This is a genomic window from Ferrovibrio terrae (assembly GCF_943372915.1).
Lineage (GTDB): Bacteria > Pseudomonadota > Alphaproteobacteria > Ferrovibrionales > Ferrovibrionaceae > Ferrovibrio > Ferrovibrio terrae_A.
Map to the genome: position 1 here is coordinate 1 of NZ_CALSAN010000043.1, position 22933 is coordinate 22933.

At 64.5% G+C, this 22933-nt stretch carries 36 protein-coding genes and 1 pseudogene; 34 read left to right on the forward strand and 3 right to left on the reverse strand.

Annotation, left to right across the window (positions count from 1 at the left end; genetic code table 11):
• The 28 genes and pseudogenes from tuf to rplQ form a co-directional block, all read left to right on the forward strand.
• Positions 1 to 148 (forward strand): annotated as a pseudogene (gene tuf / locus AAG821_RS20035) (elongation factor Tu); the annotation flags it as partial.
• Between the two features lie 29 nt (positions 149 to 177).
• The gene (gene rpsJ, locus AAG821_RS20040) at positions 178 to 486 is read left to right on the forward strand and encodes a 30S ribosomal protein S10 (protein ID WP_297687003.1); all 309 of its coding nucleotides are present in this window, start codon (positions 178 to 180) and stop codon (positions 484 to 486) included.
• A gap of 13 nt (positions 487 to 499) precedes the next feature.
• Positions 500 to 1180 carry a 50S ribosomal protein L3 gene (rplC, locus tag AAG821_RS20045; protein WP_341894668.1) on the forward strand — a complete coding sequence of 227 codons (681 nt, stop codon included), beginning with the start codon at positions 500 to 502 and terminating at the stop codon, positions 1178 to 1180.
• 24 nt (positions 1181 to 1204) lie between these two features.
• Entirely contained in the window at positions 1205 to 1825 is a 621-nt protein-coding gene (gene rplD / locus AAG821_RS20050; RefSeq protein ID WP_341915573.1) for a 50S ribosomal protein L4, read from the forward strand.
• Positions 1822 to 2115, forward strand: coding sequence for a 50S ribosomal protein L23 (locus tag AAG821_RS20055; RefSeq protein WP_341915534.1), 294 nt, complete (start codon positions 1822 to 1824; stop codon positions 2113 to 2115). Before rplD ends, AAG821_RS20055 begins: the two co-directional genes overlap by 4 nt.
• 4 nt (positions 2116 to 2119) lie before the next feature.
• Positions 2120 to 2956 carry a 50S ribosomal protein L2 gene (gene rplB, locus AAG821_RS20060; protein WP_341915536.1) on the forward strand — a complete coding sequence of 279 codons (837 nt, stop codon included), beginning with the start codon at positions 2120 to 2122 and terminating at the stop codon, positions 2954 to 2956.
• A 19-nt stretch (positions 2957 to 2975) separates the two neighbouring features.
• Positions 2976 to 3254 carry a 30S ribosomal protein S19 gene (gene rpsS / locus AAG821_RS20065; RefSeq protein WP_297686995.1) on the forward strand — a complete coding sequence of 93 codons (279 nt, stop codon included), beginning with the start codon at positions 2976 to 2978 and terminating at the stop codon, positions 3252 to 3254.
• A 2-nt stretch (positions 3255 to 3256) separates the two neighbouring features.
• Positions 3257 to 3703 carry a 50S ribosomal protein L22 gene (rplV, locus tag AAG821_RS20070; protein WP_341915537.1) on the forward strand — a complete coding sequence of 149 codons (447 nt, stop codon included), beginning with the start codon at positions 3257 to 3259 and terminating at the stop codon, positions 3701 to 3703.
• Complete coding sequence (rpsC, locus tag AAG821_RS20075) at positions 3703 to 4407, forward strand: 30S ribosomal protein S3 (protein WP_341894664.1); 705 nt, start codon at positions 3703 to 3705, stop codon at positions 4405 to 4407. The genes rplV and rpsC overlap by 1 nt, the downstream gene beginning before the upstream one ends.
• A gap of 17 nt (positions 4408 to 4424) precedes the next feature.
• Entirely contained in the window at positions 4425 to 4844 is a 420-nt protein-coding gene (gene rplP / locus AAG821_RS20080; RefSeq protein WP_341915539.1) for a 50S ribosomal protein L16, read from the forward strand.
• Between the two features lie 3 nt (positions 4845 to 4847).
• Positions 4848 to 5048 carry a 50S ribosomal protein L29 gene (rpmC, locus tag AAG821_RS20085; protein WP_341894662.1) on the forward strand — a complete coding sequence of 67 codons (201 nt, stop codon included), beginning with the start codon at positions 4848 to 4850 and terminating at the stop codon, positions 5046 to 5048.
• A gap of 11 nt (positions 5049 to 5059) precedes the next feature.
• Positions 5060 to 5296 (forward strand): 30S ribosomal protein S17, encoded by a 237-nt coding sequence (gene rpsQ, locus AAG821_RS20090; RefSeq protein ID WP_341915540.1) that lies wholly within the window; start codon positions 5060 to 5062, stop codon positions 5294 to 5296.
• 35 nt (positions 5297 to 5331) lie between these two features.
• Positions 5332 to 5700, forward strand: a complete 369-nt coding sequence (gene rplN, locus AAG821_RS20095) for a 50S ribosomal protein L14 (protein ID WP_144257933.1) — start codon at positions 5332 to 5334, stop codon at positions 5698 to 5700.
• 3 nt (positions 5701 to 5703) lie between these two features.
• On the forward strand, positions 5704 to 6027 hold the full coding sequence (gene rplX, locus AAG821_RS20100) for a 50S ribosomal protein L24 (protein ID WP_341915542.1): 324 nt from the start codon (positions 5704 to 5706) through the stop codon (positions 6025 to 6027).
• Between the two features lie 11 nt (positions 6028 to 6038).
• Positions 6039 to 6584, forward strand: a complete 546-nt coding sequence (gene rplE / locus AAG821_RS20105) for a 50S ribosomal protein L5 (protein ID WP_341915544.1) — start codon at positions 6039 to 6041, stop codon at positions 6582 to 6584.
• Positions 6585 to 6604: 20 nt separating this feature from the next.
• On the forward strand, positions 6605 to 6910 hold the full coding sequence (gene rpsN, locus AAG821_RS20110) for a 30S ribosomal protein S14 (protein ID WP_341894658.1): 306 nt from the start codon (positions 6605 to 6607) through the stop codon (positions 6908 to 6910).
• A 12-nt stretch (positions 6911 to 6922) separates the two neighbouring features.
• Positions 6923 to 7318, forward strand: a complete 396-nt coding sequence (gene rpsH / locus AAG821_RS20115) for a 30S ribosomal protein S8 (RefSeq protein WP_341894657.1) — start codon at positions 6923 to 6925, stop codon at positions 7316 to 7318.
• Positions 7319 to 7328: 10 nt separating this feature from the next.
• Positions 7329 to 7862 carry a 50S ribosomal protein L6 gene (gene rplF, locus AAG821_RS20120; RefSeq protein WP_341894656.1) on the forward strand — a complete coding sequence of 178 codons (534 nt, stop codon included), beginning with the start codon at positions 7329 to 7331 and terminating at the stop codon, positions 7860 to 7862.
• 29 nt (positions 7863 to 7891) lie between these two features.
• Entirely contained in the window at positions 7892 to 8245 is a 354-nt protein-coding gene (gene rplR / locus AAG821_RS20125) for a 50S ribosomal protein L18 (protein WP_341915575.1), read from the forward strand.
• A gap of 16 nt (positions 8246 to 8261) precedes the next feature.
• Positions 8262 to 8837: a 30S ribosomal protein S5 gene (gene rpsE, locus AAG821_RS20130; protein WP_341894655.1), complete on the forward strand. Its 576-nt coding sequence runs from the start codon at positions 8262 to 8264 to the stop codon at positions 8835 to 8837.
• A gap of 5 nt (positions 8838 to 8842) precedes the next feature.
• Positions 8843 to 9052 (forward strand): 50S ribosomal protein L30, encoded by a 210-nt coding sequence (gene rpmD / locus AAG821_RS20135; RefSeq protein ID WP_341915545.1) that lies wholly within the window; start codon positions 8843 to 8845, stop codon positions 9050 to 9052.
• A gap of 48 nt (positions 9053 to 9100) precedes the next feature.
• Entirely contained in the window at positions 9101 to 9616 is a 516-nt protein-coding gene (gene rplO / locus AAG821_RS20140; protein ID WP_341915546.1) for a 50S ribosomal protein L15, read from the forward strand.
• 83 nt (positions 9617 to 9699) lie between these two features.
• Positions 9700 to 11046, forward strand: coding sequence for a preprotein translocase subunit SecY (gene secY / locus AAG821_RS20145; protein WP_341915547.1), 1347 nt, complete (start codon positions 9700 to 9702; stop codon positions 11044 to 11046).
• A complete protein-coding gene (locus AAG821_RS20150) occupies positions 11046 to 11696 on the forward strand; it encodes an adenylate kinase (protein ID WP_341915548.1) in 651 nt (216 codons plus the stop codon). The genes secY and AAG821_RS20150 overlap by 1 nt, the downstream gene beginning before the upstream one ends.
• Before the next feature lie 188 nt (positions 11697 to 11884).
• The gene (gene rpsM, locus AAG821_RS20155) at positions 11885 to 12262 is read left to right on the forward strand and encodes a 30S ribosomal protein S13 (RefSeq protein ID WP_341894650.1); all 378 of its coding nucleotides are present in this window, start codon (positions 11885 to 11887) and stop codon (positions 12260 to 12262) included.
• A 36-nt stretch (positions 12263 to 12298) separates the two neighbouring features.
• On the forward strand, positions 12299 to 12691 hold the full coding sequence (gene rpsK / locus AAG821_RS20160; protein ID WP_298727782.1) for a 30S ribosomal protein S11: 393 nt from the start codon (positions 12299 to 12301) through the stop codon (positions 12689 to 12691).
• A gap of 144 nt (positions 12692 to 12835) precedes the next feature.
• Entirely contained in the window at positions 12836 to 13852 is a 1017-nt protein-coding gene (locus AAG821_RS20165) for a DNA-directed RNA polymerase subunit alpha (RefSeq protein WP_341915549.1), read from the forward strand.
• Between the two features lie 38 nt (positions 13853 to 13890).
• Positions 13891 to 14313, forward strand: a complete 423-nt coding sequence (gene rplQ, locus AAG821_RS20170) for a 50S ribosomal protein L17 (RefSeq protein ID WP_297686938.1) — start codon at positions 13891 to 13893, stop codon at positions 14311 to 14313.
• A gap of 66 nt (positions 14314 to 14379) precedes the next feature.
• Here rplQ and AAG821_RS20175 read toward each other — a convergent pair whose 3' ends face one another.
• The gene (locus AAG821_RS20175) at positions 14380 to 14817 is read right to left on the reverse strand and encodes a PAS domain-containing protein (protein ID WP_341915552.1); all 438 of its coding nucleotides are present in this window, start codon (positions 14815 to 14817) and stop codon (positions 14380 to 14382) included.
• Positions 14818 to 14921: 104 nt separating this feature from the next.
• Here AAG821_RS20175 and AAG821_RS20180 point away from each other — a divergent pair, with 104 nt between their 5' ends.
• From AAG821_RS20180 to AAG821_RS20200, 5 genes are all read left to right on the forward strand, one after another.
• Positions 14922 to 16358, forward strand: coding sequence for a Do family serine endopeptidase (locus AAG821_RS20180; protein WP_341915553.1), 1437 nt, complete (start codon positions 14922 to 14924; stop codon positions 16356 to 16358).
• A 2-nt stretch (positions 16359 to 16360) separates the two neighbouring features.
• A complete protein-coding gene (locus AAG821_RS20185; RefSeq protein WP_341915554.1) occupies positions 16361 to 17707 on the forward strand; it encodes a replication-associated recombination protein A in 1347 nt (448 codons plus the stop codon).
• 143 nt (positions 17708 to 17850) lie between these two features.
• On the forward strand, positions 17851 to 18225 hold the full coding sequence (locus AAG821_RS20190) for a hypothetical protein (RefSeq protein WP_341916415.1): 375 nt from the start codon (positions 17851 to 17853) through the stop codon (positions 18223 to 18225).
• Between the two features lie 32 nt (positions 18226 to 18257).
• Complete coding sequence (locus AAG821_RS20195) at positions 18258 to 19241, forward strand: RluA family pseudouridine synthase (protein WP_341915558.1); 984 nt, start codon at positions 18258 to 18260, stop codon at positions 19239 to 19241.
• On the forward strand, positions 19226 to 20557 hold the full coding sequence (locus AAG821_RS20200) for a DUF3422 domain-containing protein (protein WP_341915559.1): 1332 nt from the start codon (positions 19226 to 19228) through the stop codon (positions 20555 to 20557). Before AAG821_RS20195 ends, AAG821_RS20200 begins: the two co-directional genes overlap by 16 nt.
• Here the strand turns inward: AAG821_RS20200 and AAG821_RS20205 are convergent.
• A complete protein-coding gene (locus AAG821_RS20205; protein ID WP_341915560.1) occupies positions 20554 to 21423 on the reverse strand; it encodes a LysR family transcriptional regulator in 870 nt (289 codons plus the stop codon). The genes AAG821_RS20200 and AAG821_RS20205 overlap by 4 nt on opposite strands.
• A gap of 82 nt (positions 21424 to 21505) precedes the next feature.
• Between AAG821_RS20205 and AAG821_RS20210 the strand changes: the two genes are divergently transcribed.
• Complete coding sequence (locus tag AAG821_RS20210) at positions 21506 to 22126, forward strand: cysteine hydrolase family protein (protein WP_341915562.1); 621 nt, start codon at positions 21506 to 21508, stop codon at positions 22124 to 22126.
• On the opposite strand, the gene AAG821_RS20215 is transcribed toward AAG821_RS20210, so the two are convergent.
• A complete protein-coding gene (locus tag AAG821_RS20215) occupies positions 22101 to 22928 on the reverse strand; it encodes a hypothetical protein (RefSeq protein ID WP_341915563.1) in 828 nt (275 codons plus the stop codon). The genes AAG821_RS20210 and AAG821_RS20215 overlap by 26 nt on opposite strands.
• Positions 22929 to 22933: the final 5 nt, after the last annotated feature.

Consider the following 22933-nt stretch of genomic DNA (forward strand, 5'->3'; position numbering starts at 1 on the left):
CGGCGTTGAGATGGTGATGCCGGGCGACAACGTTTCGATGGAAGTCGAGCTGATTGCGCCGATCGCCATGGACGAAGGCCTGCGTTTCGCGATCCGCGAAGGCGGCCGCACCGTCGGCGCCGGCGTCGTCGCCAAGGTCATCGCGTAAGTATCGAGCGTCAGACAGGACATAGGACAATGGATAGTCAGAATATCCGCATCCGCCTTAAGGCGTTCGATCATCGGGTGCTCGACCAGAGCACAAGCGAGATCGTCTCCACCGCCAAGCGCACTGGTGCGCGCGTGCGTGGCCCGATCCCGCTGCCGACCCATATTGAACGGTTCACCGTGAACCGTTCGCCGCACATCGACAAGAAGTCGCGCGAGCAGTTCGAGATCCGCACCCATAAGCGGCTCCTGGACATCGTCGACCCGACCCCGCAGACGGTGGACGCGCTGATGAAGCTCGACCTCGCCGCCGGCGTGGATGTCGAGATCAAGCTGTAAGGGAAGCGAACCCATGCGGACCGGATTGGTTGCACGCAAGCTGGGGATGACCCGGCTGTTCTCGGAGGACGGCACACATGTGCCCGTCACCGTGCTGAAGGTGGACAACTGCCAGGTGGTGGCGCAGCGCACCGCTGAGAAGGATGGCTATACCGCCCTCCAGCTCGGCGTCGATGCCGCCAAGCCGAAGAATGTCACCAAGGCCCTGCGCGGCCACTTTGCCAAGGCGAATGTCGAACCCAAGCGCAAGCTTGTCGAGTTCCGCATCCCGGCCGAGGCCATGGTGGAAGTTGGCGCCGAACTGTCGGTGGAGCATTTCATCGTCGGCCAGTTTGTCGACGTGACCGGCACCACGATCGGTAAGGGCTTTGCCGGCGTCATGAAGCGCCACAATTTCCGCGGCCTGGAAGCCAGCCACGGCGTGTCGGTCAGCCATCGTTCGCATGGTTCGACCGGTCAGCGCCAGGATCCGGGCAAGGTGTTCAAGGGCAAGAAGATGGCCGGCCATATGGGCGACCGTCAGCGCACCCAGCAGAACCTGCAGATCGTGCGCACGGACGCTGACCGCGGCCTGATCATGGTCAAGGGCAGCATTCCCGGCTCCGAGGGTCAGTATGTGGTGGTCCGTGACGCGGTGAAGAAGCCGCGCGCCAAGGATCTGCCGATGCCGGCCGCTCTCAAGGCCGCCAAGTAAAGGTAGATGATCATGGCTGAGACAATCGAAGTCGCCGTGACGACGCTGGAGAACAAGGACTCGGGCAAGCTGACGCTGTCCAAGGACGTGTTCGGCCTGCCGCCGCGTGCCGACCTGCTGCAGCGCTATGTGATCTGGCAGCTTGCCAAGCGCCAGCAGGGCACTCACAAGACCAAGACCTATGGCGAAGTTGCCGGTTCGACCCGCAAGATCGTCAAGCAGAAGGGCTCGGGCGGCGCCCGCCACGGCGGCATCCGCGCCCCGCAGTTCCGCGGCGGTGGTAAGGCTTTCGGCCCGGTGCCGCACAGCCACGCCATCGACCTGCCGAAGAAGGTCCGCAAGCTGGCCCTGAAGACCGCCCTGTCGACCAAGCTGGCCGAAGGCAAGCTGAAGATCGTCGACAGCGCCGTTCTGTCGGTCGGTAAGACCAAGGAACTCGCCAGCAAGCTGAAGGGCATGGGCCTGGAGAGCGCGCTGGTCATCGATGGCAAGGTGCTGGACGAGAATTTCGCCCGCGCCATCCGTGCGATCCATAACGTCGACGTTCTGCCGGAGCAGGGCGCCAACGTGTACGACATCCTGCGCCGTGACACCCTGGTTCTGACCAAGGCCGCGGTCGAGGCTCTGGAGGCTCGCCTGAAATGAGCAACGTGAACCATTATGATGTGATCCTGTCACCGGTGATCACCGAAAAGGCGACCCGTACTTCCGAGTACAACCAGGTCACCTTCAAGGTGCCGCTGACCGCCACCAAGCCGCAGATCAAGGCCGCCGTCGAGGCGCTGTTCAAGGTCAAGGTGAAGGCAGTCAACACGCTGCTGGTGCAGGGCAAGACCAAGGTCTTTCGTGGCGAGCCGGGCAAGCGCTCGGATTGGAAGAAGGCGATGATCACTCTCGCCGACGGCCACAAGATCGACGTGACGACGGGGATCTGAAGCCATGGCGTTGAAGACTTACAAGCCAGTTACGCCGTCGACCCGCGGCCTTGTGCTGATCGACCGCTCGCAGCTGCATAAGGGCCGCCCGGTCAAGGAACTGACCGAGGGTCTGAAGAAGACCGGTGGTCGCAACCATTTCGGTCGCATCACGACCCGTCACATCGGTGGTGGCCACAAGCGCCGCTATCGCATGATCGACTTCAAGCGCCGCAAGTTCGATATCGGCGCCGTGGTCGAGCGGATCGAGTATGACCCGAACCGCACCGCGTTCATCGCCCTGCTGAAGTATGATGACGGCGAGTTGGCCTACATCATTGCTCCGCAGCGCCTGAAGGCCGGCGACCGCGTGGTGGCAGGCGAGAAGGCCGACATCAAGCCGGGCAATGCGATGCCGCTGAAGTCGATTCCGGTCGGCACCATCATCCACAATGTGGAGATGAAGCCGGGCAAGGGTGGCCAGATGGCCCGTTCGGCCGGCAGCTTCGTGCAGCTGGTCGGCAAGGATCAGGGCATGGCCCTGGTGCGTCTGGCCTCGGGTGAGCAGCGTCTGGTGCAGGCCGAGTGCATGGCCACCATCGGCGCCGTGTCCAACCCGGACAACCAGAACACCAAGCTTGGCAAGGCTGGCCGCAAGCGCTGGATGGGCATTCGCCCGACCGTTCGCGGCGTGGCCATGAACCCGATCGACCATCCGCATGGTGGTGGTGAAGGTCGCACCTCTGGTGGTCGCCATCCGGTGACCCCGTGGGGCAAGAACACCAAGGGCAAGCGCACGCGCAACAACAAGCGGACGCAGAATATGATCCTGCGTCGCCGCCCGTCGGGCAAGCACAGCTGATCGGGCTAGGAGGTAGATCATGACACGTTCTGTCTGGAAGGGCCCGTTCGTTGACGGGTATCTGCTGAGCAAGGCCGACAAGGTTGCGTCGTCGGGCCGCAAAGAGGTCATCAAGACCTGGTCGCGGCGTTCGACGATCATGCCGCAGTTCGTTGGCCTGACTTTTGGCGTTCACAACGGCAATAAGTTCATCCCGGTGAATGTGACCGAGGATATGGTCGGGCATAAGTTCGGCGAGTTCTCGCCGACCCGAACCTTCCCGGGCCACACTGCCGGCGACAAGAAGGCGAAGAAGTAACCATGAGCAAGCAGGCGCGCGAAACCCGCCTCGGCGAGAACGAGGCCATGGCCGTGGGGCGTAACATCCGTGTTAGCCCCCGGAAGCTTGGTGTGGTGGCTGGTCTGATCCGCGGCAAGCGGGTCGAGGCGGCCCTGTCCGAGCTGACCTTCTCCAAGCGTCGTATCGCCCAGGATGTCCGCAAGGTCCTCCAGTCGGCGATCGCCAATGCCGAGAACAACCATCAGCTCGACGTCGACCGTCTGGTCGTCGCCGAAGCCAGCGTCGGCAAGGGCCTGGTGATGCGGCGTTTCCACGCCCGCGCCCGTGGCCGCGGCGCGCCGATCCTGAAGCCGTTCAGCCACATCACCATCGTGGTGCGCGAGCGCGAAGAAGAGAAGAAGGCTCCGGCCCAGTCTAAGCCCAAGCGGGCCAAGAAGGCTGAAGTACAGAGCGGGGAGCAGGCGTAATGGGTCAGAAAGTCAATCCGGTCGGGCTTCGTCTCGGCATCAATCGCACCTGGGATTCCCGCTGGTACGCCAGTGACAAGGAATATGCCGGCCTGCTGCATGAGGATCTGAAGATCCGCGCGTATCTGGAGCAGCGCCTGGCCCAGGCCGGTGTCGCCCGCATCGTCATCGAGCGTCCGGCCAAGAAGGCCCGCATCACCATTCACTCGGCGCGTCCGGGCGTGGTGATCGGCAAGAAGGGCGCCGACATCGAGAAGCTGCGTTCCGATCTGGCCAAGATGACCAAGTCGGAAGTGCACCTGAACATCGTCGAAATCCGCAAGCCGGAACTCGACGCCAAGCTGGTGGCCGAGAATATCGCCCAGCAGCTGGAACGCCGCGTGGCCTTCCGCCGCGCCATGAAGCGCGCCGTGCAGTCGGCGATGCGTCTGGGCGCCGGTGGCATCCGCATCAACTGCGGCGGCCGTCTCGGCGGCGCCGAAATCGCCCGCGTTGAGTGGTATCGCGAAGGTCGCGTGCCGCTGCACACGCTGCGCGCCGATGTCGACTTTGCCCGCGCCACCGCCAAGACTGCCTATGGCAGCTGCGGCGTGAAGGTCTGGGTGTTCAAGGGCGAGATCATGGCGCATGACCCGATGGCGCAGGACAAGCGCATGGCCGAACAGGTCCAGGGTCATCAGGGCCATCAGGGCCGCCAAGGTTGAGCCGGGAGTAACGAGAGATGTTGCAACCGAAGCGTACCAAGTTCCGTAAGGCCTTTAAGGGTCGTATCAAGGGCGTTGCCAAGGGCGGCACCGACCTTAATTTCGGCGCCTTTGGCCTCAAGGCCCTCGAGCCGGCGCGCGTCACCGCCCGCCAGATCGAAGCCTGCCGCCGTGCGATCACCCGCCACATCAAGCGCCAGGGGCGCATGTGGATCCGCGTGTTCCCGGATGTGCCGGTGTCGAAGAAGCCGGCCGAAGTCCGCATGGGCTCCGGCAAGGGCTCGCCCGAATTGTGGGTGGCCCGCGTCAAGCCCGGCCGCATCATGTTCGAGCTCGACGGCATCCCGGCGAACCTCGCCAAGGAAGCCTTCACGCTCGGCGCTGCGAAGCTGCCGATCAAGACCAAGGTCGTCACCCGCCTGGGTGAGGGAGCTTAAGCCATGAAGAACAGTGAGCTGGTCGGTAAGACCAAGGACGAGCTGAACACCAAGCTTGTCGACCTGAAGAAGGAGCAGTTCAATCTGCGCTTCCAGAAGGCGACGGGTCAGCTGGAGAACACCGCGCGCGTGAAGCAAGTGCGCCGCGACGTCGCCCGAGTGCGCACCGCCCTGCATAAGCAGGCCGGCGCCAAGAAGGCGTAAGGAGAGAAAAGATGCCGAAGCGCGTATTGCAGGGCGTCGTGGTGAGCAACAAGGGCAACAAGACCGTCGTCGTCAAGGTTGAGCGGCGGATCATGGACCCGGTGTACAAGAAGTTCATCCGCCGTTCGAAGAATTACCACGCCCATGACGAGAGCAATTCTCGGAAAGAGGGCGAGGTTGTGTCGATTCAGGAATCGAAGCCGATCTCCAAGCTTAAGCGCTGGGTCGTCGTCGAAAACGCTTCCTGAACCGCACCTAGATAGTTTAGCGAGGTACAGGTCCAATGATCCAAGTGGAAACCAATCTCGACGTCGCCGACAATTCGGGCGCACGCCGAGTCCAGTGCATCAAGGTGCTGGGTGGCGCCAAGCGCCGGACGGCCCAGGTCGGCGATGTGATCGTCGTGTCCGTCAAGGACGCGATCCCGCGCGGTAAGGTCAAGAAGGGTGACGTGCATCGTGCCGTCATCGTTCGCACGGCGAAGGAAATCCGCCGCGCCGATGGCAGCGCCATCCGTTTCGACCGCAACGCCGCCGTCCTGATCAACAAGCAGGAAGAGCCGATCGGCACCCGTATCTTCGGGCCGGTCACCCGCGAGCTGCGCGGCAAGGGCCATATGAAGATCATTTCGCTGGCGCCGGAGGTGCTCTGAGCCATGGCTGAAGCTATGAAGATCAAGAAGGGCGACAAGGTCGTCGTCATCACTGGTCGCTCCAAGGGCGTGACCGGCGAAGTGCTGAGCGTGAGCCGCGAGAGCAATCGCGTGACCGTGCAGGGCGCCAACAAGGTGACCAAGCATGTCAAGCCGAGCCGCACCGCGGCCGGTGGCATCGAGCAGCGCGAAGCCCCGCTGCATGTTTCCAACGTGATGCTCGCCGACCCCAAGGACGGCAAGCCGACCCGCGTTGGCGTCAAGTTCCTCGAAGATGGCCGCAAGGTGCGCGTTGCAAAGCGCTCCGGCGAAGTCATCGATCGCTGATGGAGGCTAGGATGGCCAATCCGCGTATGAAAGACATCTACGAACAGCAGGTCCGCAAGCAGCTGACCGAGAAGTTCGGCTACAAGAATTCCATGGAAGTGCCGAAGATCACCAAGATCGTCGTCAACATGGGTGTGGGCGAGGCTGCCCAGGACTCGAAGAAGCTGACCGCCGCTGCCAGTGAAATGGCTGCGATCACCGGTCAGAAGCCGATCCTGACCAAGTCGCGCAAGGCGATCGCGAACTTCAAGCTTCGCGAAGGCCAGGGCGTCGGCTGCAAGGTGACGCTGCGTCGCGAGCACATGTATGAATTCCTGGACCGCCTGATCAACATCGCCCTGCCGCGCGTGCGCGACTTCCGCGGTGTGAACGGCAAGAGCTTCGACGGCCGCGGCAACTACGCGCTCGGCCTGAAGGAGCAGTTCATCTTCCCGGAAATCGACTACGACAAGGTCGATTCAGCCCGCGGCATGGACATCATCATCTGCACCACGGCGAAGACGGACGAGGAAGCCAAGGCCCTGCTGGCCGGTTTCCGCATGCCGTTCCAGAACTGAGCCGAGAAGGGACACCGGATATGGCTAAGACCAGTGCTGTTGAGAAGAATGAGCGTCGCCGCAGGATGTCGGTGCAGTTCGCCGCCAAGCGCGCGAAGCTGAAGGCGACGATCAAGAACAAGACGATCACCCCGGAAGAGCGTTTCGAGGCGGCCCTGAAGCTGGCCGAACTGCCGCGCAACTCCGCGAAGATCCGTGTGCGCAACCGTTGCGAACTGACCGGCCGTCCGCGCGCCGTGTATCGCAAGCTGAAGTTGTCGCGCAACATGCTGCGTGAACTGGCCTCGAGCGGCCAGATCCCGGGCATGACCAAGTCGAGCTGGTAAGGAGAGCAACAGATGGCTCTGACCGATCCCCTGGGCGATATGCTTGCCCGTATCCGTAACGGGCAGCAGGCGGGTAAGGCGGCAATCGCTTCCCCGGCTTCGAAGCTGCGTATGAACGTGCTCGAAGTGCTGAAGAAAGAAGGCTATATCCGCGGCTACGAGCTGCAGGAAGATGGCAACAAGCGCAACCTGCGCATCGAGCTGAAGTATTTCGAAGGCGAGCCGGTCATCAAGACCATCGATCGCGTTTCGAAGCCCGGCCGTCGCGTGTATTCGGCAATCAAGGACCTCGGCAAGGTGCGTGGCGGTCTCGGGATTTCGATCCTGTCCACCCCGCGCGGCGTGATGTCCGACACTGAGGCTCGCGCTGCCAATGTCGGCGGCGAAGTCCTCTGCCGCGTGTTCTAAGGAGCTGATCATGTCGCGTATCGGCAAGCATCCGGTTCCCGTGCCCCAGGGCGTGCAGGTCCAGTTGGCCGGCCAGACCCTGACGGCAAAGGGCCCGAAGGGTGAGCTGAAGCTCACCATCGTGGAAGATCTCGACGTCACGTTGGTTGACGGCAAGATCACCGTCAAGCCGCGTCAGGTCACCCGCCGCGCCCGCTCCATGTGGGGCATGCAGCGCACGCTGGTGAACAACCTGGTGAAGGGCGTCAAGGACGGCTTCAACGAAGAGCTGGAAATCAACGGCGTCGGTCTGCGTGCGGCGATGCAGGGCAAGAACCTGCAGCTGAACATGGGCTTCAGCCACGAAGTCATCTATCCGATCCCGGCCGGCATCGAAATCAAGGTGGAAAAGCCCACCTCGATCAAGATCTCGGGTGCGGACAAGCAGTTGGTCGGCAAGGTTGCGGCGGATATCCGCGGCATCAAGCCCCCGGAGCCCTACAAGGGCAAGGGCATCAAGTATGTTGATGAGACCATCCTGCGCAAGGAAGGCAAGAAGAAGTAAGGGATGCCGCTATGAGCCTGAAGACTCGCCTGAACGCGCTCAACGAGCGCCGCAAGCAGCGCAACCGCACCAAGATCATTGCGGCAGCGCATGGTCGTCCGCGCCTGAGCGTGCATCGCTCCTCGCGCTACATCTACGCCCAGGTGATCGACGACGTGAAGGGGGTGACTGTCGCCGCCGCCTCGTCGCTCGAAGCTGGCCTGCGCGGTTCGCTGAAGACCGGTGCCGACAGCAAGGCGGCCTCCGAGGTCGGCAAGCTGATCGCCGAGCGCGCCAAGGCCGCCGGCATCACCGATGTCACCTTCGACCGTGGCGCCTATCTCTATCACGGCCGCATCAAGGCGCTCGCGGAAGCGGCGCGTGAAGCCGGTCTGAAATTCTAAGAAAGGTTTGGGTACAATGGCTGCTACTCAACGGGGTGAACGGGGCGAGCGCGATCGCGGCGACCGCGGTGGTGATCGCGAGCGTGGCGAGAACGAACTCGTCGACAAGCTCGTAAGCATCAATCGCGTTGCCAAGGTGGTGAAGGGCGGCCGTCGTTTCGGCTTTGCCGCTCTCGTCGTCGTCGGCGACCAGAAGGGCCGCGTCGGTTACGGTTCGGGCAAGGCCCGTGAAGTGCCGGAAGCGATCCGCAAGGCGACCGAGCATGCCAAGCGCAACATGATCCGCGTCAACCTGCGCGAAGGCCGCACGCTGCATCACGACATCGAGGGCCGTCATGGCGCCGGTAAGGTCGTTCTGCGCACGGCTCCGGCCGGTACCGGCATCATCGCTGGCGGCCCGATGCGCGCTGTGTTCGAGACGCTCGGCGTTGCCGACGTGGTGACCAAGTCGCTCGGTTCGTCGAACCCGCATAACATGGTGAAGGCGACCTTCGAGGCCCTCAAGGGCTTGAACGCGCCGCGCCATATCGCGTCCAAGCGCGGCAAGAAGGTCTCCGACCTGCTCGGCCGCCGTACCGAGACCGAGGAGTAATCTCCATGGCTGCTGCTAAGAAGACGGCCAAGGCGGCCGGCAAGACTGTGAAGGTCACCTGGGTGCGCTCGGCCAACAAGCGCACTGCCGATCAGCAGGGCACGCTGGTCGGTCTGGGCCTGCGCAAGCTGCATCAGACCCGCGAGCTGGAGGATACCCCCTCGGTGCGCGGCATGATCGCCAAGGTGCAGCACCTGGTGCAGGTCGAAGGCTAAGGATCACAGGACTGGCTTCAGGCCGGTCCGAGCGGAAGGGTTAGGAACATGCGTCTCAATCAGATTGCCGACAACGAGGGCGCCCGCAAGAACCGGATGCGCGTCGGTCGCGGCATCGGCTCGGGCAAGGGCAAGACCTCGGGCCGCGGCGTCAAGGGTCAGAAGGCCCGCACCGGCGTCAGCATCAGTGGCTTCGAAGGCGGTCAGACCCCGATCTATCGTCGTCTGCCGAAGCGTGGCTTCAATCCGTTGAATCCGGTCTCGTTCGAGACCGTGAACATCGGTCGCCTGCAGTCGGCCATCGACAAGAAGAAGATCGATGCCACCAAGCCGATCGACGAAGCGGCGCTGAAGGCTGCGGGCCTGTGCTCGCGCAAGTCCGGCGGCGTGCGCCTGCTCGGCACCGGTGAGCTGAAGGCCAAGGTGACCATCACCGTCAGCGGCGCCTCGGGCACTGCCAAGGCGGCGGTCGAGAAGGCTGGCGGCAGCATCACGGTGCTGATCGCCCCGAAGGCCGAAGCCGAGCCGAAGGCCGAGAAGAAGGCCAAGGGCAAGAAGAAGTAAGACAGACCTTCCAGGTCACAACGGCGGGGCGCGAGCCCCGTCGTCCGTATCAGGTTCACGCGGTCGGATTTTAGGGCTCGCATATGGCATCGGCAGCGGAACGCATGGCAGGCAGCCTCAATCTTGGGGCATTCGCCAAAGCGACCGAATTGAAGAAGCGCATCTGGTTCACGATCGGCGCACTGATCGTGTACCGGCTTGGTACCTATATTCCGCTGCCCGGCATTGATCCGCAGATCATGGCCGATATCTTCCGCCAGCAGTCCGGCGGCATCCTCGGCATGTTCAACGTGTTTGCCGGCGGCGCGCTCGAGCGCATGACCATCTTCGCGCTCAACATCATGCCGTATATCTCGGCCTCCATCATCGTGCAGCTGCTGACTGCGGTGACCCCGCAGCTGGAAGCGCTGAAGAAGGAAGGCGAGTCAGGCCGCAAGAAGCTGAACCAGTATACCCGCTACGGCACCGTGTTCCTGGCGCTGATCCAGTCCTACGGCATTGCCGTCGGCCTCGAAGGCATGGCCGGCACCCGCGGCGGTGCCGTGCTCGATCCGGGCATGTTCTTCCGTCTCACCACCGTGGTCACGCTGACCGGCGGTACGCTGTTCCTGATGTGGCTGGGCGAGCAGATCACCCAGCGCGGCGTCGGCCAGGGCATCTCGCTGATCATCTTCGCCGGCATCATCGCCGAGCTGCCGCGGGCTTTCGCGGCCACGATGGAACTCGGCCGCACTGGCGCGCTCAGCACCTTCTTCATCCTGTTCTTGCTGGTCCTGATCGTCGGCGTCATCACCTTCATCGTGTTCATGGAGCGCGCCCAGCGCCGCATCCTGGTGCAGTATCCCAAGCGACAGCAGGGCGCCCGCATGTTCGGCGGTGAAAGCTCGCATCTGCCGCTCAAGCTGAACACCTCTGGCGTCATCCCGCCGATCTTCGCCTCGTCGCTGCTGCTGATGCCGGCGACGGTTGCGCAATTCACTGCCGGCTCGGGCGCGCCTGACTGGGTGACCACCGTGACCACGCTGCTCGGCCATGGCCAGCCGCTGTATATGGCGACCTATGTCGCATTGATCGTCTTCTTCTGCTTCTTCTATACCTCGGTCGTGTTCAATCCGAACGAGACCGCGGATAACCTGAAGAAGTACGGCGGCTTTGTGCCGGGCATCCGTCCTGGCCAGCGCACCGCCGAGTATTTCGACTATGTGCTGACGCGCCTTACGGTTGTCGGTGCGGCCTATATCGCCGGCGTCTGTCTGCTGCCGGAGTTCCTGATTTCCCAGTACTCGGTCCCGTTCTACTTCGGCGGCACCTCGCTGCTGATCGTGGTCAGCGTGACCATGGATACCGTTGCCCAGATCCAGTCGCATCTGCTGGCACACCAGTATGAGGGTCTCATCAAGAAGGCCAAGCTGAGGGGAGCGCGGAAATAATGAGGCTGATTCTGCTCGGACCGCCCGGCGCCGGCAAAGGCACCCAGGCCCAGCGTCTGACTGCCAAGCATGGCCTAGTCCAGCTATCGACCGGTGACATGCTGCGCGCCGCCGTCAAGGCCGGCACCGCCACCGGCCTCAAGGCCAAGGCCGTAATGGACAGCGGCGCCCTGGTTTCCGACGAGATCGTGGTCGGCATCATCGCCGAGCGGATCGACCAGCCGGACTGCCGCAAGGGCTTCATCCTGGATGGCTTCCCGCGCACCACCAAGCAGGCGGAAGCCCTGGACAAGATGCTGGCCGAGCGCAAGCTCAAGCTCGATACCGTGATCGAGATGCAGGTCGATGACCGCATCCTGGTTGAGCGTATCACTGGCCGATTCACCTGCGCCAAGTGCGGCGCGGGCTATCATGACAAGTTCCAGCCGACCAAGCAGGCAGGCGTCTGCGACCGCTGTGGCTCGACCGAGTTCACCCGCCGTGCGGATGACAAGGCCGAAACCGTGGTTCCGCGTCTGAAGGCCTACCACGAGCAGACGGCACCGCTTCTCCCGTATTACGAGGGGCGGGGCATCCTGCGGAAGGTGGACGGGATGGCTGAAATCGACGAAGTGACGCAGCAAATCGAGGCCGTTTTGGCTTCGCTTTAAGCCCACTTAAGTAGTTGACTGAGTGAAGGAAGTTTCTATAATCGCGCCCCTTGGCAACGGGCGCGAGCGAAAATTAAGGCTGCGAATCCCGACGTAAGTCATTGACTGCGTTGGTTTTCTGTATGTCTTAACGGTGCCAAGGTGAACGCTCCGGTCGTGCCGGAGCGGGTGATTCGAGGAGAAAAAGCGTGGCGCGTATTGCTGGCGTGAACATTCCGACCAACAAGCGGGTCGAGATCGCACTGACCTACATCTACGGTATTGGCCGGGTGAAGGCGAAAGAGATTTGCGAAAAGGTGGGCCTCCCGTCGGAGCGCCGGGTCAATCAGCTGACCGACGCCGAAGTTCTGCAGATCCGTGAGACCATCGACCGCGATTACAAGGTTGAAGGCGACCTGCGCCGTGAGATCGCCATGGACATCAAGCGCCTGATGGATCTCGGCTGCTATCGTGGCCTGCGTCATCGCAAGGGTCTGCCGGTCCGTGGCCAGCGTACCCATACCAACGCCCGTACCCGCAAGGGCAAGGCGGTCGCCATCGCCGGCAAGAAGAAGGCCGCGCGCTAAACCGTTAGCCCCCGTTTTAAGGACTGCAGGATACCCATGGTCAAGGACAAGGCCGCGCGCCCCCGGCGCAAGGAAAAGAAGAACATCACCTCTGCCGTTGCGCATGTGAATGCTTCGTTCAACAACACGATGATCACCATCACCGACGCCCAGGGCAACACCATCGCCTGGTCGTCGGCTGGCAGCCAGGGCTTCAAGGGTTCGCGTAAGTCGACCCCGTATGCCGCCCAGGTCGCCGCTGATGTTGCCGGCCGTCGCGCTGCCGAGCATGGCGTGCGCACGCTGGAAGTTGAAGTGAAGGGCCCGGGTTCGGGCCGTGAGTCGGCCCTGCGCGCGCTGCAGGCTGTCGGCTTCGTCATCACCAGCATCCGCGACGTCACGCCGATCCCGCACAACGGCTGCCGCCCGCCGAAGCGTCGCCGCATCTAAACGGTCCGCGTCGGATTTAGGTCCGGCGCAGAACAAAGAACATGAGGCCGGCCGCTACCCACTTACTGGGGCGGCCGTTGCCGCACCCGAGGTGGTCTAGGCGGAGAGTTGCTTAGTTCCCGCCGCAACCGAACGAGGTTACAGGTGATCCAGAAGAATTGGACCGATCTGATTAAGCCGAACAAGCTGGTGATCGAGCCGGGCGCTGTGCCGGGCCGGACTGCCACCATTGTCGCCGAACCGCTGGAGCGCGGCTTCGGTCTTACCCTGGGCAACGCGCTGCGTCGCGTGCTGCTGTCGTCGCTGCAGGGCGCCGCCGTCACGTCCATCAAGATCGATGGCGTGCTGCATGAATTCTCGTCGATCCCGGGCGTGCGTGAAGACGTCACCGACATCGTCCTGAACATCAAGTCGATGGCGCTCAAGATGCACGGCGAAGGCCCCAAGCGCATGCATCTGAATGCGCAGGGTCCGTGCGAAGTCACCGCCAAGATGATCGAGACCGGCCATGACATCGAAGTCATGGATCCGAACCACGTGCTCTGCACGCTCGATGCCGGCGCCACCATCCGCATGGAACTGACCGTCGAAACCGGCAAGGGCTATGTGCCGGCCTCGGCCAACCGTCCGGAAGATGCGCCGATCGGCCTGATCCCGGTCGATGCGCTGTACAGCCCGGTGCGCAAGGTCTCCTACAAGGTCGAGAACACCCGTGAGGGCCAGATTCTCGACTATGACAAGCTGACCGTGCAGATCGAGACCAACGGCGCGATCAAGCCGGAAGACGCGGTGGCCTATGCCGCGCGTATCCTGCAGGACCAGCTGCAGCTCTTCATCAACTTCGAAGAGCCGAAGGCTGAGAGCCGCGAGAAGATCACCAGCGAGCCGGAATTCAATCCGAACCTGCTGCGTCGCGTCGACGAGCTGGAACTGTCGGTGCGTTCGGCCAACTGCCTGAAGAACGACAACATCGTCTATATCGGTGATCTGATCCAGAAGACCGAAGCGGAGATGCTGCGGACGCCGAATTTCGGCCGCAAGTCGCTCAACGAGATCAAGGAAGTTCTGGCTCAGATGGGTCTGCATCTCGGTATGCATGTCCCCAACTGGCCGCCGGAGAATATCGAGGAACTGGCGAAGAAGCTGCAGGATCAGTACTGATCCTGCCCGCCTAAAGAAGAAGATCGAGGAGAGTCCCTATGCGCCACCGTAATGCCGGCCGCAAACTCAATAAGACCAGCGCTCATCGTCGTGCCATGTTCGGTAACATGGCTGCCTCGCTGATCAAGCATGAGCAGATCACCACCACGCTGCCGAAGGCCAAAGAGCTGAAGCCGCTGATCGACAAGCTGATCACGCTCGGCAAGCGCGGCGATCTGCATGCGCGTCGCCAGGCGCTGTCCTTCCTGCCGGAGAAGGCTGCGGTGGACAAGCTGTTCTCCACGCTCAACACCCGCTATGCCGACCGCAAGGGCGGCTACAGCCGCGTGCTGAAGGCCGGCTTCCGCTATGGCGATGCTGCGCCGATGGCCGTGGTCGAGCTGGTGGATCGTGATCCCGCCGCCAAGGGCCTGGATTCGGGCCCGGTGCAGGAAACGGCCGAGGCCGAAGCGGCGGCCTGATCGGCTGACGCCACCATCTTTCGAAGCGGCGGTCCGGCTTTCCGGGCCGCCGTTTTCGTTTGTGGGTTAGTCCGTCTCGGTCTGCGGCGTGAACACCACGCCGATCAGCAGCATCTCCACCGCGGCGTGCCCCAGTGGCAGCACCAGGGACTGGTGGGAGACATACTGTTCGCCGACCAGGCCGCGGCGCTGGATCAGGGCCGGCTGGTGGCTTTCCATCACGCTGATATAGGTCTGGCGGGCCATGGCGGCGAGTTCGGGCCAGGGATGCTGGTCCAGGTATTTGCCGGTCATGTCGAAGCCCTGGCGCTGGGCGATGTCGGTGCCGAACAGGCGGTAGCGGAAGCGCAGGGGTGACGGTTCGATATCCACCAGCAGCAGGCTGCCGATCACGAAGCGGAGGTCGAGCGGGTCGATATCCTCACGCCCCGGATAGGGGCGGCCGGCGCGCTTGGTGTCCCAATAGGTGTGCAGCTGTCGCAGAGTCGGCTTGTCGAGTTCCATGGGAGGGAGAATCGCCACCAAGGCGTGAATACGGAGTTAATCCGTTCGCCAGTGCCGCCTCCCCATTGAAAACACTTTGTAAACATCCCTATCTAACCGGAACCATGACACGCCCCTCATCATCCTTCCGCGGCTTCCTCGCGCTGGTGCTCACCACCCTGGTGGCGCTGGTTCCCTTCATCGCCTCGGCCCAGCAGGCCCAGACCCGCCTGCCGGCCAGCCGCACCGAAATCCAGCTCAGCTTTGCCCCGCTGGTGCAGCATGCCGCGCCGGCGGTGGTCAACGTTTACACCCGCCGGGTGGAGAAGGTGGCGCAGCAGCGCTCGCCGCTGTTCGACGATCCGTTCTTCCGCCGCTTCTTCGGTGACCAGGCGCCCTTCGGTCCGCCGCGCGAACGCGTCGCGCAGTCACTGGGCTCCGGCGTCATCGTCGATGCCGAGGGCGTCATCGTCACCAACAACCATGTGATCGACGGCGCCACCGAGATCGTTGTTGCGCTGAATGACCGGCGTGAGTTCGAGGCGAAGGTGATCGCCGCCGATCCGCGCTCGGATCTTGCCGTGCTGCGCATCGATGCCCGCGGCGAGACACTGCCGTATCTGGAATTCCGGGATTCCGACGAGCTGCAGGTCGGTGACCTTGTGCTGGCGATCGGCAATCCCTTCGGCGTCGGCCAGACCGTGACCCAGGGGATCATCTCGGCCGTCGGCCGTGCGATCTCCGACGACCTCACGGCGCAGTCCTTCATCCAGACCGATGCGGCGATCAACCCGGGTAATTCCGGCGGCGCGCTGCTCGGCATGGATGGCAAGCTGGCCGGTATCAACACGGCGATCTTCTCGCGCTCCGGCGGCTCGATCGGCATCGGCTTCGCCATTCCGGCCAATCTGGTGTCATCGACCGTCGCCAGCGCCATGGCGGGCAAGGGCATCCGGCGGCCGTGGTTCGGCGCCAGCGGCGAAGTGGTGACCAGCGAGATCGCTCAGGGGCTTGGCATGTCGCGCCCCAATGGTGTGCTGGTCGGCGAGGTATATCGGGGCGGCCCGGCCGACCGTGCCGGCCTGAAGGCCGGCGATGTGGTGCTGGCGATCGATGGCCGCGAGGTCAACGATCCGCAGGCGCTGCGCTTCCGTATCGCCACTCGCAAGCTGGGTGAGACGGCGGCCGTGGATGTGCAGCGGCGCGGCCAGCGCGTGGCACTGAAAATCGCCCTGCAGGATGCCCCCGAACTGCCGCCGCGCGATCTGACGCGGCTGAGCGGCAACCAGCCGCTGGCCGGTGCCACGGTTGGCAACCTGTCGCCGGCTTTCGCTGAAGAGCTGGGCGTCGATACGCTGATGCGCGGCGTCATCGTCACCGAGATCGCGCCGGGCTCGCCGGCCAACCGGCTGCGCGTGCGGCCGGGCGATGTGATCGTCAAGATCAACGACCGTGACGTTACTGATGCAAAGGGCCTGCAGGGCCTGCTGCAGGGCAGTACCCAGTGGACCGTGGTGCTGCGGCGGAACAAGCAGCTGTTGTCCTTCTCGGTGCGGGGCTGAGCATGGCCAGGCCCGGCACGGCAGGGGGCACGGGCGAAAGTCTGTTTGCGGCAGCCGGCATTGATGCCGCGGCTGCGGCGCCGCTGGCCGACCGCCTGCGGCCGCAGACGCTGGCCGAGATCATCGGCCAGGATCATCTGCTGCAGGGCGAGGGGCCGCTGGCCCGCATGGTGCAGGCGAAAAAGCTTGCCAGCCTGATCCTCTGGGGCCCGCCGGGCACCGGCAAGACCTCGATTGCCCGTCTGCTCGCCGATGCCACCGGCCTGGAATTCGCGCCGCTCTCGGCGGTGTTTTCCGGCGTCGCCGATCTGCGCAAGGTGTTCGAGACTGCACGCGCCCGCCGCGCCACCGGCAAGGCGACGCTGCTGTTCGTCGATGAAATCCATCGCTTCAACCGCGCGCAGCAGGATGGCTTCCTGCCCTATGTGGAAGACGGCACCGTGGTGCTGGTCGGCGCCACCACCGAGAATCCCAGCTTCGCGCTCAACTCGGCGCTGCTCTCGCGCTCGTCCGTCGTGGTGCTGCATCGCCTGGACGATGCGGCACTGGAATCCTTGCTGCAGCGCGCCGAAGCCATCGAGAACCGTGCCCTGCCGCTGACGGCCGAAGCCCGCGCCGCGCTGCGCGCCATGGCCGATGGCGATGGCCGCTACCTGCTCAACATGGCCGAGCAGATCTACACCCTGCCGGCCGACACCGTGCCGCTCGATCCCGCGCGACTGGCCGAGACACTGCAGAAACGCGCGCCGCTTTACGACAAGACCCAGGATGAACATTACAACCTGATCTCGGCGCTGCATAAGTCGCTGCGCGGTTCCGATGTCGATGCCGCGCTCTACTGGATGGCGCGCATGCTGGTGGGTGGTGAAGATCCGCTCTACATCCTTCGCCGGCTGGTGCGCTTTGCCGCCGAGGATATCGGCATGGCCGATCCGAACGCGCTGCTGCAGGCACTGGCCGCCAAGGACATGTATGACTTCCTCGGTTCTCCGGAGGGTGAGCTCGGTCTGGTGCAGGCGGTGATCTATCTGGGCACTGCGCCGAAATCGAATGCCGCCTACAAGGCCGAGAGTGGTGCCAAGCGTGCCGCGCGCGAGCATGGTTCGCTGATGCCGCCGATGCATATTCTCAATGCGCCGACCAAGATGATGAAGCAGATGGGCTACAACGCCGGCTATGCCTACGACCATGATACGGCCGAAGGCTTTTCCGGGCAGAACTATTTCCCCGACGGCATGGAACGGCAGACCTTTTACCGTCCGGTCGAGCGCGGCTTCGAGCGCGACATCATCAAGCGACTCGACTACTGGCAGAAGCTGCGCAGCCGCCGCCAGGATGACGAAGCCTGAACGTAGAACCGGCGCCCTTTACTCGCAGCACGGGCAGCGTTAACCAAGCTCTTACGCTGACCGGCCCATAATTATGGTATAAACTTAAAACGATGGCACAGCCCCTCAGCAGATCGTCGGCCAAGACGCCATTGGCCTCATTCATGGAGCGCTTCTCCGTGTTGCAGAAGCTGAGTGTCGTTGGGTTGCTTGCCCTGCTGCTTCTGGTCGCAGCGGGGCTCTACAGTTTTGTGATTCTCACGCCGAAGGAGCAGGTCTTCTACACACCGGGCAGCGTGCCCAAGCGCGAAGACTGCTTCTATACCAAGCTGGCGCAATACAAGAACGTGACCCGGCAGATCATCTTCAGCACCGCGCAGGAATGCGAGCTTGAGGTGCAGTCGATCGAGGGCCATGAACAGATGCGGCAGGAATGGATCGACCGTCAGGCCGAGAAGGCGCGCGAGCGCGCCGCCAACCCGCCGCCAGTCCAGGAAGAACCCAAGGAAAAGGATACCGTGCGCCGCGTCTGGCGCTGACAGGTCGATCCGTCCGTCTTAGAGTGTCCCCCATGTCCCAGGTTACCACCCGTACCGTCGGTGCCGACGAAGCCGACCTGCGTCTTGACCGCTGGTTCAAGCGCCATTTCCCCTGGCTTGGCCATGCCAAGCTGGAAAAGCTGCTGCGCACCGGCCAGGTTCGCATCGATGGCGGTCGCGCCAAGGCAGCAACCCGGCTGGAAGTCGGGCAGGCGATCCGTATTCCGCCGCTTGGCGATCCGCCCAAGGACGATGAACCCCGGGTCTCCAAGCCGGCCAAGGCCAGCCCGGAGCGCATCGCCGAACTGGAGGCTGCCGTCCTGCACAAGGACGACGCCGTGATCGTGCTGAACAAGCCGGCCGGCCTGGCCACCCAGGGCGGCACCGGCCTGACCGAGCATCTGGACGGCCTGCTCGGCTTCCTGAAATTCGGCAATGCCGAGCGGCCGCGCCTGGTGCATCGCCTGGACAAGGATACCTCCGGCGTCCTGCTGCTGGCGCGCAGTGCATCGGCGGCGGCGAAACTGGCCGAGGCCCTGCGCAAGCGCGATGCGCACAAGCTTTATTGGGCGCTGGTGATGGGCGTGCCGATCCAGCGCATGGGCAAGATCGAGCTGGCGCTGTCCAAGCTGCCCGGCGCTGCCGGCGAACGCATGGTGGCGGATGAGGAAGACGGCAAGAATGCCGTCACGCTCTATCGCACCATCGAAACGGCCGGCCGTCGCGCCGCCTGGCTCGGCATGGCGCCGCTCACCGGTCGCACGCATCAGCTGCGCGTGCATGCTGCCGCCATCGGCACGCCGATCGTCGGCGACGGCAAATACGGTGGTGCCGAGGCCTTCCTCACCGGTGGTGTCAGCCGCAAGCTGCATCTGCATGCGCGCGGCATCAAGCTGGCGCATCCCGATGGCGGCAAGCTGGAAATCCGTGCGCCGCTGCCGCCGCATATGGCCGCCACCTGGGACTTCCTCGGCCTCACGCTCGACAAGAGCGCCGACGCATGGCTGGAAGAATAACCCCGCCGCCACTGTTGCCCGACGATCTGCGGAGCCGCGCGCACCCGCTGCGCGGTGGCTTGGCCGCCGAGGTGCATGCCCGGCCGCCGCTGCCGCTCGCGGCACCAGCCCGCGTGCTGCATCTGGCCATGATGCTGAAACCGGAAGATGGCGCCGCCGAGCATGCCCATCTCGCAGCCCTGTGCCGCAGCTGTGGTATGGCCGAGCCCGAACCGGGCACCAAGCATGTTGCTGTTGCCCTCTCGGATCTCGCCCACCTGATCTGGGAACGGCGCACCGAATTCTCGACCTACACGCTGTATCTGCCGCGCAGCGCCGGCACGGCGCTGGACCGGCCTGCCACCGATCTGCCGCTGCCGGCCGGCTGGCTCGATGCGCTGCCGGGCAGGCTGATGGTGGCTGCCGATGTCACCGTGCTCGATGCCGGCGAGGCCGTGCCGGGGCAGGCGCAGCTGGAAAGCATTTTTGATGGCCCGACCATGGTGGCGAGCCGGGTGGCCAGCGGTCATGCCACGGTCTGGACCGATTTCCATCTCGGCGCCGATGATGCCGTGCGCTTCGTGCTGCATGGCGGCGCGCTCACCGATGCCCAGCGCGGCCGCATTGTCATGCGCCTGCTGGATATCGAGACCTATCGCATGATGGCGCTGCTGGCGCTGCCGCTGGCGCAGCAGGTGGCGCCGCGCATCACCGCGCTGGAGCAGGGACTGGCGAAGCTGTCCGGCCGCATGGTCGATGTCGAGCATGAAAGCGAGCAGAGCCTGCTGCTGGAACTGGCCGGCCTCGCCGCCGAGGTCGAGACCCTGGCGGTGGAAACACCCTATCGCTTCGGCGCCGGCCGGGCCTATCACGCCCTGGTCGAGCGCCGCATCGCTGAACTGCGCGAGACCCGCATCGAAGGCATGCCCACCATCGGCGAGTTCATGGAGCGGCGGCTGTCGCCGGCGATGCGCACCTGCATCACCATGGCCGAGCGGATCGAAGGCCTGTCGCGCCGCGCCACCCGCATGGCCAACCTGCTGCGCACCCGCGTCGATGTCGCGCTGGAGCGGCAGAATGTCGGGCTGCTCGATACGATGAACCAGCGCTCACGGCTGCAGCTGCGGCTGCAGGAAACCGTCGAGGGCCTGTCGGTTGCCGCCATCACCTATTACGTGGTCGGGCTGGTGGGCTATGCCGCCCAGGCGCTGCATGCCGTCGGCCTGCCGGTCGACAAGGAAATCGCGATCGGCGTGGCGATCCCGGTGGTGGCACTGCTGGTCTGGTGGGGCCTGCGGCGCTTCCGCCGCTCACTGCAGAAGGAAGGCCTGCACTAGGCCGGCTGGCGCAGTGCGCGTTTGATCCCGTCTGCCAGATAATCCGCCACGGCGCGCACGCGCGGCGTGTTGCGCAGGTCGCGATGCAGCACCAGCCATAATTCCCGCGTCACCGGCGGCTTGCCCGGTTCGGGCGCCAGTTCGGGATACTGCCGCGCGATATATTCCGGCAGCAGCACGGCGCAGGCGCCGGCACGGGCGGCGGCCACCAGCGGCAGCATGCTGTTGCTGCGGATCGTCTGCTTCAGCCCCGACTTTTTCAGCCACAGCGATTCCGGCAGGTCGGCCAGGCTTTCATCGAAGGCTGCGACAGCCGTGCGGTCCGGCGCGGCCGGATTGCGGAACAGCCGGTAGGGCACGGCGCCCAGCCGGCTGGCATAGAGTTCGCCGGTCTTGGGCCGCGCCCAGCGGATCGCGATATCGGCCTCGCGCCGCGCCAGGCTGAGCGAGCGGTGCTCGACCGCGATCTCGATCTGCAGCGCCGGCCAGCGCTGCCGCAGGCCGGTCAGCTGCGGCGCAATCGTATGGCTGGCGACGCCCTCGGTGCAGGTGATGCGCACGGTGCCGGAAATCTGTTCGCCGCGGCTCGCATCGCCCAGCCGGCCAAGCCGCAGCAGCGGCGCCTCGATCTGTTCGGCGGCGGCCAGCACCGGGGCGGCGGCCGGGGTCAGCACATAACCGCGGGCCCGGCGCTGAAACAGCGTCAGCCCCAGCGTCTCCTCCAGGGCCGCGATGCGCCGCGACACCGTTGCGTGGTTGACGTTCAGGAAACGGGCCGTGGCCGACAGGCTGCCATGGCGGGCCAGCGCCAGCACATAGCGCAGGTCGTTCCAGTCGAGGTCATCTGTGCGTTTTTGCAGAGCCATGGCGCGATCTTATGGAATATGCACAGAGGGCGCCAGCGGCTAAACCTGTGCCACACCTTTAGTCCTGTCTGGAGTATGTGAAATGACCCGCCCGAAGACCCTGCTTGAAATGGCCGGCGCCGCCGGCATCCCGGTGGCCTGGGAAAAGTCGACCCTGCTGTTGGTCGACCACCAGAATGAATATCTCGCCGATGGCGGCCTGCCGCTCACCGGCATGGACGCGGCAGTGGCCGAGATCGGCAGACTGCTGGCCGCGGCGCGCGCCAATGGTGCGCCTGTCGTGCATGTGCGCCATCATGGCCGCCCGGGCGGTGCGCTGTTCAACCCCGAGGGTCCGAAGGCCGATTTCATTGCCGGCGTGCAGCCGAAGGATGGCGAGCGCATCGTCACCAAGGGGTTGCCCAACAGCTTTGCCGGCACCGACCTCGATGCTGTGCTGAAGGAGCTGGGCCGCAAGGAACTGATCATCGCCGGTTTCCAGACCCATATGTGCATCAGCGCCACGGCACGCAGCGCCATCGATCATGGCTATCGCGGTATCGTGGTTGCCAAGGCCTGCGCCGATCGCGACCTGCCGGACCCGATGGGGACAGGCACCATCAAGGCTGAGGAAATGCATCGCATCACGCTTGCGGCGCTGAACGACCGCTTCGCGTTGGTGATCCCGGATGCAGCGGCTATCGCGGCGCGGGCAGCGGCGTAGCATTCACGCCGCCGCGTGGCGCGGCATCCACTGCGGGCACCGGCATCACGCCGCCGCCGGTGGCCGATGGCCGCGCCCGTGTGCGCCGGTCGGCCGGCAGCGTGTCCCACACGCGGTCGGCCTCGGCGACGTTCAGCTTCTGATCGCCCGGCCGGCAGGCGCGGCTGCGATACAGCACGCTGCGGCCGGGGAAGAAGCACCAGGAGGCCTCGGCCAGCTGTGCGCGCTGCAGCAGTTCAGCCTCGTCGCTGTTGATCCAGCGGCTGCCCGGCGGACAGCTCGGCGCCTCGAAGACATGGCCTGACGTGTCGTTGTAGCAGAGCGCGAAGATGCCTTCGCCGACGCGCGCCTCGTTGCTGCGATAGGGCTGGCTGGGCACACCGCCAGGGCCCGATGGCGGCACGTTCGATTGCGGCAGCGCGCCAACCGTTCCCGGAGCAGCGGACGTTCCGGCTGTGGCCGGTGCCACGCTGCGGGATGGCATGGGCGCGATCTCCGGCGCGCTGCGGCCGGCGACCGGCGCGCGCTGCGTCGAAGCCTGGAACTGCTGTGCGGCCTGATCGATGCCGATGGCGGCATAGCCGGGCGCGCAGCGGCCGGTCTGGCTGGTGTAGAGCAGGCCGGTCTCGGCACTGAAACACGGCGTGCCGGCGCTGCTGCTGGTATCCACCGGCCGCTGGCGCGCATCGCTGCCGCCGCCGAAGGTGCGATACAGGCTTTTGTTGAGGTCGCGCACGCTGGTCTCGACGCCGCAGCCGGCCAAACCGGCGAGCAGCAGCAGAGCGAACGCAACGCGGGTCATGGCGG

What these genes read in the sequence shown, in the direction of transcription:
- rpsJ (WP_297687003.1), top strand. Translation starts at nt 178, where the DNA reads ATGGATAGTCAGAATATCCGCATCCGCCTTAAGGCGTTCGATCATCGG.
- rplC (WP_341894668.1), top strand. Translation starts at nt 500, where the DNA reads ATGCGGACCGGATTGGTTGCACGCAAGCTGGGGATGACCCGGCTGTTC.
- AAG821_RS20055 (WP_341915534.1), top strand. Translation starts at nt 1,822, where the DNA reads ATGAGCAACGTGAACCATTATGATGTGATCCTGTCACCGGTGATCACC.
- rplB (WP_341915536.1), top strand. Translation starts at nt 2,120, where the DNA reads ATGGCGTTGAAGACTTACAAGCCAGTTACGCCGTCGACCCGCGGCCTT.
- rpsS (WP_297686995.1), top strand. Translation starts at nt 2,976, where the DNA reads ATGACACGTTCTGTCTGGAAGGGCCCGTTCGTTGACGGGTATCTGCTG.
- rplV (WP_341915537.1), top strand. Translation starts at nt 3,257, where the DNA reads ATGAGCAAGCAGGCGCGCGAAACCCGCCTCGGCGAGAACGAGGCCATG.
- rpsC (WP_341894664.1), top strand. Translation starts at nt 3,703, where the DNA reads ATGGGTCAGAAAGTCAATCCGGTCGGGCTTCGTCTCGGCATCAATCGC.
- rplP (WP_341915539.1), top strand. Translation starts at nt 4,425, where the DNA reads ATGTTGCAACCGAAGCGTACCAAGTTCCGTAAGGCCTTTAAGGGTCGT.
- rpmC (WP_341894662.1), top strand. Translation starts at nt 4,848, where the DNA reads ATGAAGAACAGTGAGCTGGTCGGTAAGACCAAGGACGAGCTGAACACC.
- rpsQ (WP_341915540.1), top strand. Translation starts at nt 5,060, where the DNA reads ATGCCGAAGCGCGTATTGCAGGGCGTCGTGGTGAGCAACAAGGGCAAC.
- rplN (WP_144257933.1), top strand. Translation starts at nt 5,332, where the DNA reads ATGATCCAAGTGGAAACCAATCTCGACGTCGCCGACAATTCGGGCGCA.
- rplX (WP_341915542.1), top strand. Translation starts at nt 5,704, where the DNA reads ATGGCTGAAGCTATGAAGATCAAGAAGGGCGACAAGGTCGTCGTCATC.
- rplE (WP_341915544.1), top strand. Translation starts at nt 6,039, where the DNA reads ATGGCCAATCCGCGTATGAAAGACATCTACGAACAGCAGGTCCGCAAG.
- rpsN (WP_341894658.1), top strand. Translation starts at nt 6,605, where the DNA reads ATGGCTAAGACCAGTGCTGTTGAGAAGAATGAGCGTCGCCGCAGGATG.
- rpsH (WP_341894657.1), top strand. Translation starts at nt 6,923, where the DNA reads ATGGCTCTGACCGATCCCCTGGGCGATATGCTTGCCCGTATCCGTAAC.
- rplF (WP_341894656.1), top strand. Translation starts at nt 7,329, where the DNA reads ATGTCGCGTATCGGCAAGCATCCGGTTCCCGTGCCCCAGGGCGTGCAG.
- rpsE (WP_341894655.1), top strand. Translation starts at nt 8,262, where the DNA reads ATGGCTGCTACTCAACGGGGTGAACGGGGCGAGCGCGATCGCGGCGAC.
- rpmD (WP_341915545.1), top strand. Translation starts at nt 8,843, where the DNA reads ATGGCTGCTGCTAAGAAGACGGCCAAGGCGGCCGGCAAGACTGTGAAG.
- rplO (WP_341915546.1), top strand. Translation starts at nt 9,101, where the DNA reads ATGCGTCTCAATCAGATTGCCGACAACGAGGGCGCCCGCAAGAACCGG.
- secY (WP_341915547.1), top strand. Translation starts at nt 9,700, where the DNA reads ATGGCATCGGCAGCGGAACGCATGGCAGGCAGCCTCAATCTTGGGGCA.
- AAG821_RS20150 (WP_341915548.1), top strand. Translation starts at nt 11,046, where the DNA reads ATGAGGCTGATTCTGCTCGGACCGCCCGGCGCCGGCAAAGGCACCCAG.
- rpsK (WP_298727782.1), top strand. Translation starts at nt 12,299, where the DNA reads ATGGTCAAGGACAAGGCCGCGCGCCCCCGGCGCAAGGAAAAGAAGAAC.
- rplQ (WP_297686938.1), top strand. Translation starts at nt 13,891, where the DNA reads ATGCGCCACCGTAATGCCGGCCGCAAACTCAATAAGACCAGCGCTCAT.
- AAG821_RS20175 (WP_341915552.1), bottom strand. Translation starts at nt 14,817, where the DNA reads ATGGAACTCGACAAGCCGACTCTGCGACAGCTGCACACCTATTGGGAC.
- AAG821_RS20180 (WP_341915553.1), top strand. Translation starts at nt 14,922, where the DNA reads ATGACACGCCCCTCATCATCCTTCCGCGGCTTCCTCGCGCTGGTGCTC.
- AAG821_RS20185 (WP_341915554.1), top strand. Translation starts at nt 16,361, where the DNA reads ATGGCCAGGCCCGGCACGGCAGGGGGCACGGGCGAAAGTCTGTTTGCG.
- AAG821_RS20190 (WP_341916415.1), top strand. Translation starts at nt 17,851, where the DNA reads ATGGAGCGCTTCTCCGTGTTGCAGAAGCTGAGTGTCGTTGGGTTGCTT.
- AAG821_RS20195 (WP_341915558.1), top strand. Translation starts at nt 18,258, where the DNA reads ATGTCCCAGGTTACCACCCGTACCGTCGGTGCCGACGAAGCCGACCTG.
- AAG821_RS20200 (WP_341915559.1), top strand. Translation starts at nt 19,226, where the DNA reads ATGGCTGGAAGAATAACCCCGCCGCCACTGTTGCCCGACGATCTGCGG.
- AAG821_RS20205 (WP_341915560.1), bottom strand. Translation starts at nt 21,423, where the DNA reads ATGGCTCTGCAAAAACGCACAGATGACCTCGACTGGAACGACCTGCGC.
- AAG821_RS20210 (WP_341915562.1), top strand. Translation starts at nt 21,506, where the DNA reads ATGACCCGCCCGAAGACCCTGCTTGAAATGGCCGGCGCCGCCGGCATC.
- AAG821_RS20215 (WP_341915563.1), bottom strand. Translation starts at nt 22,928, where the DNA reads ATGACCCGCGTTGCGTTCGCTCTGCTGCTGCTCGCCGGTTTGGCCGGC.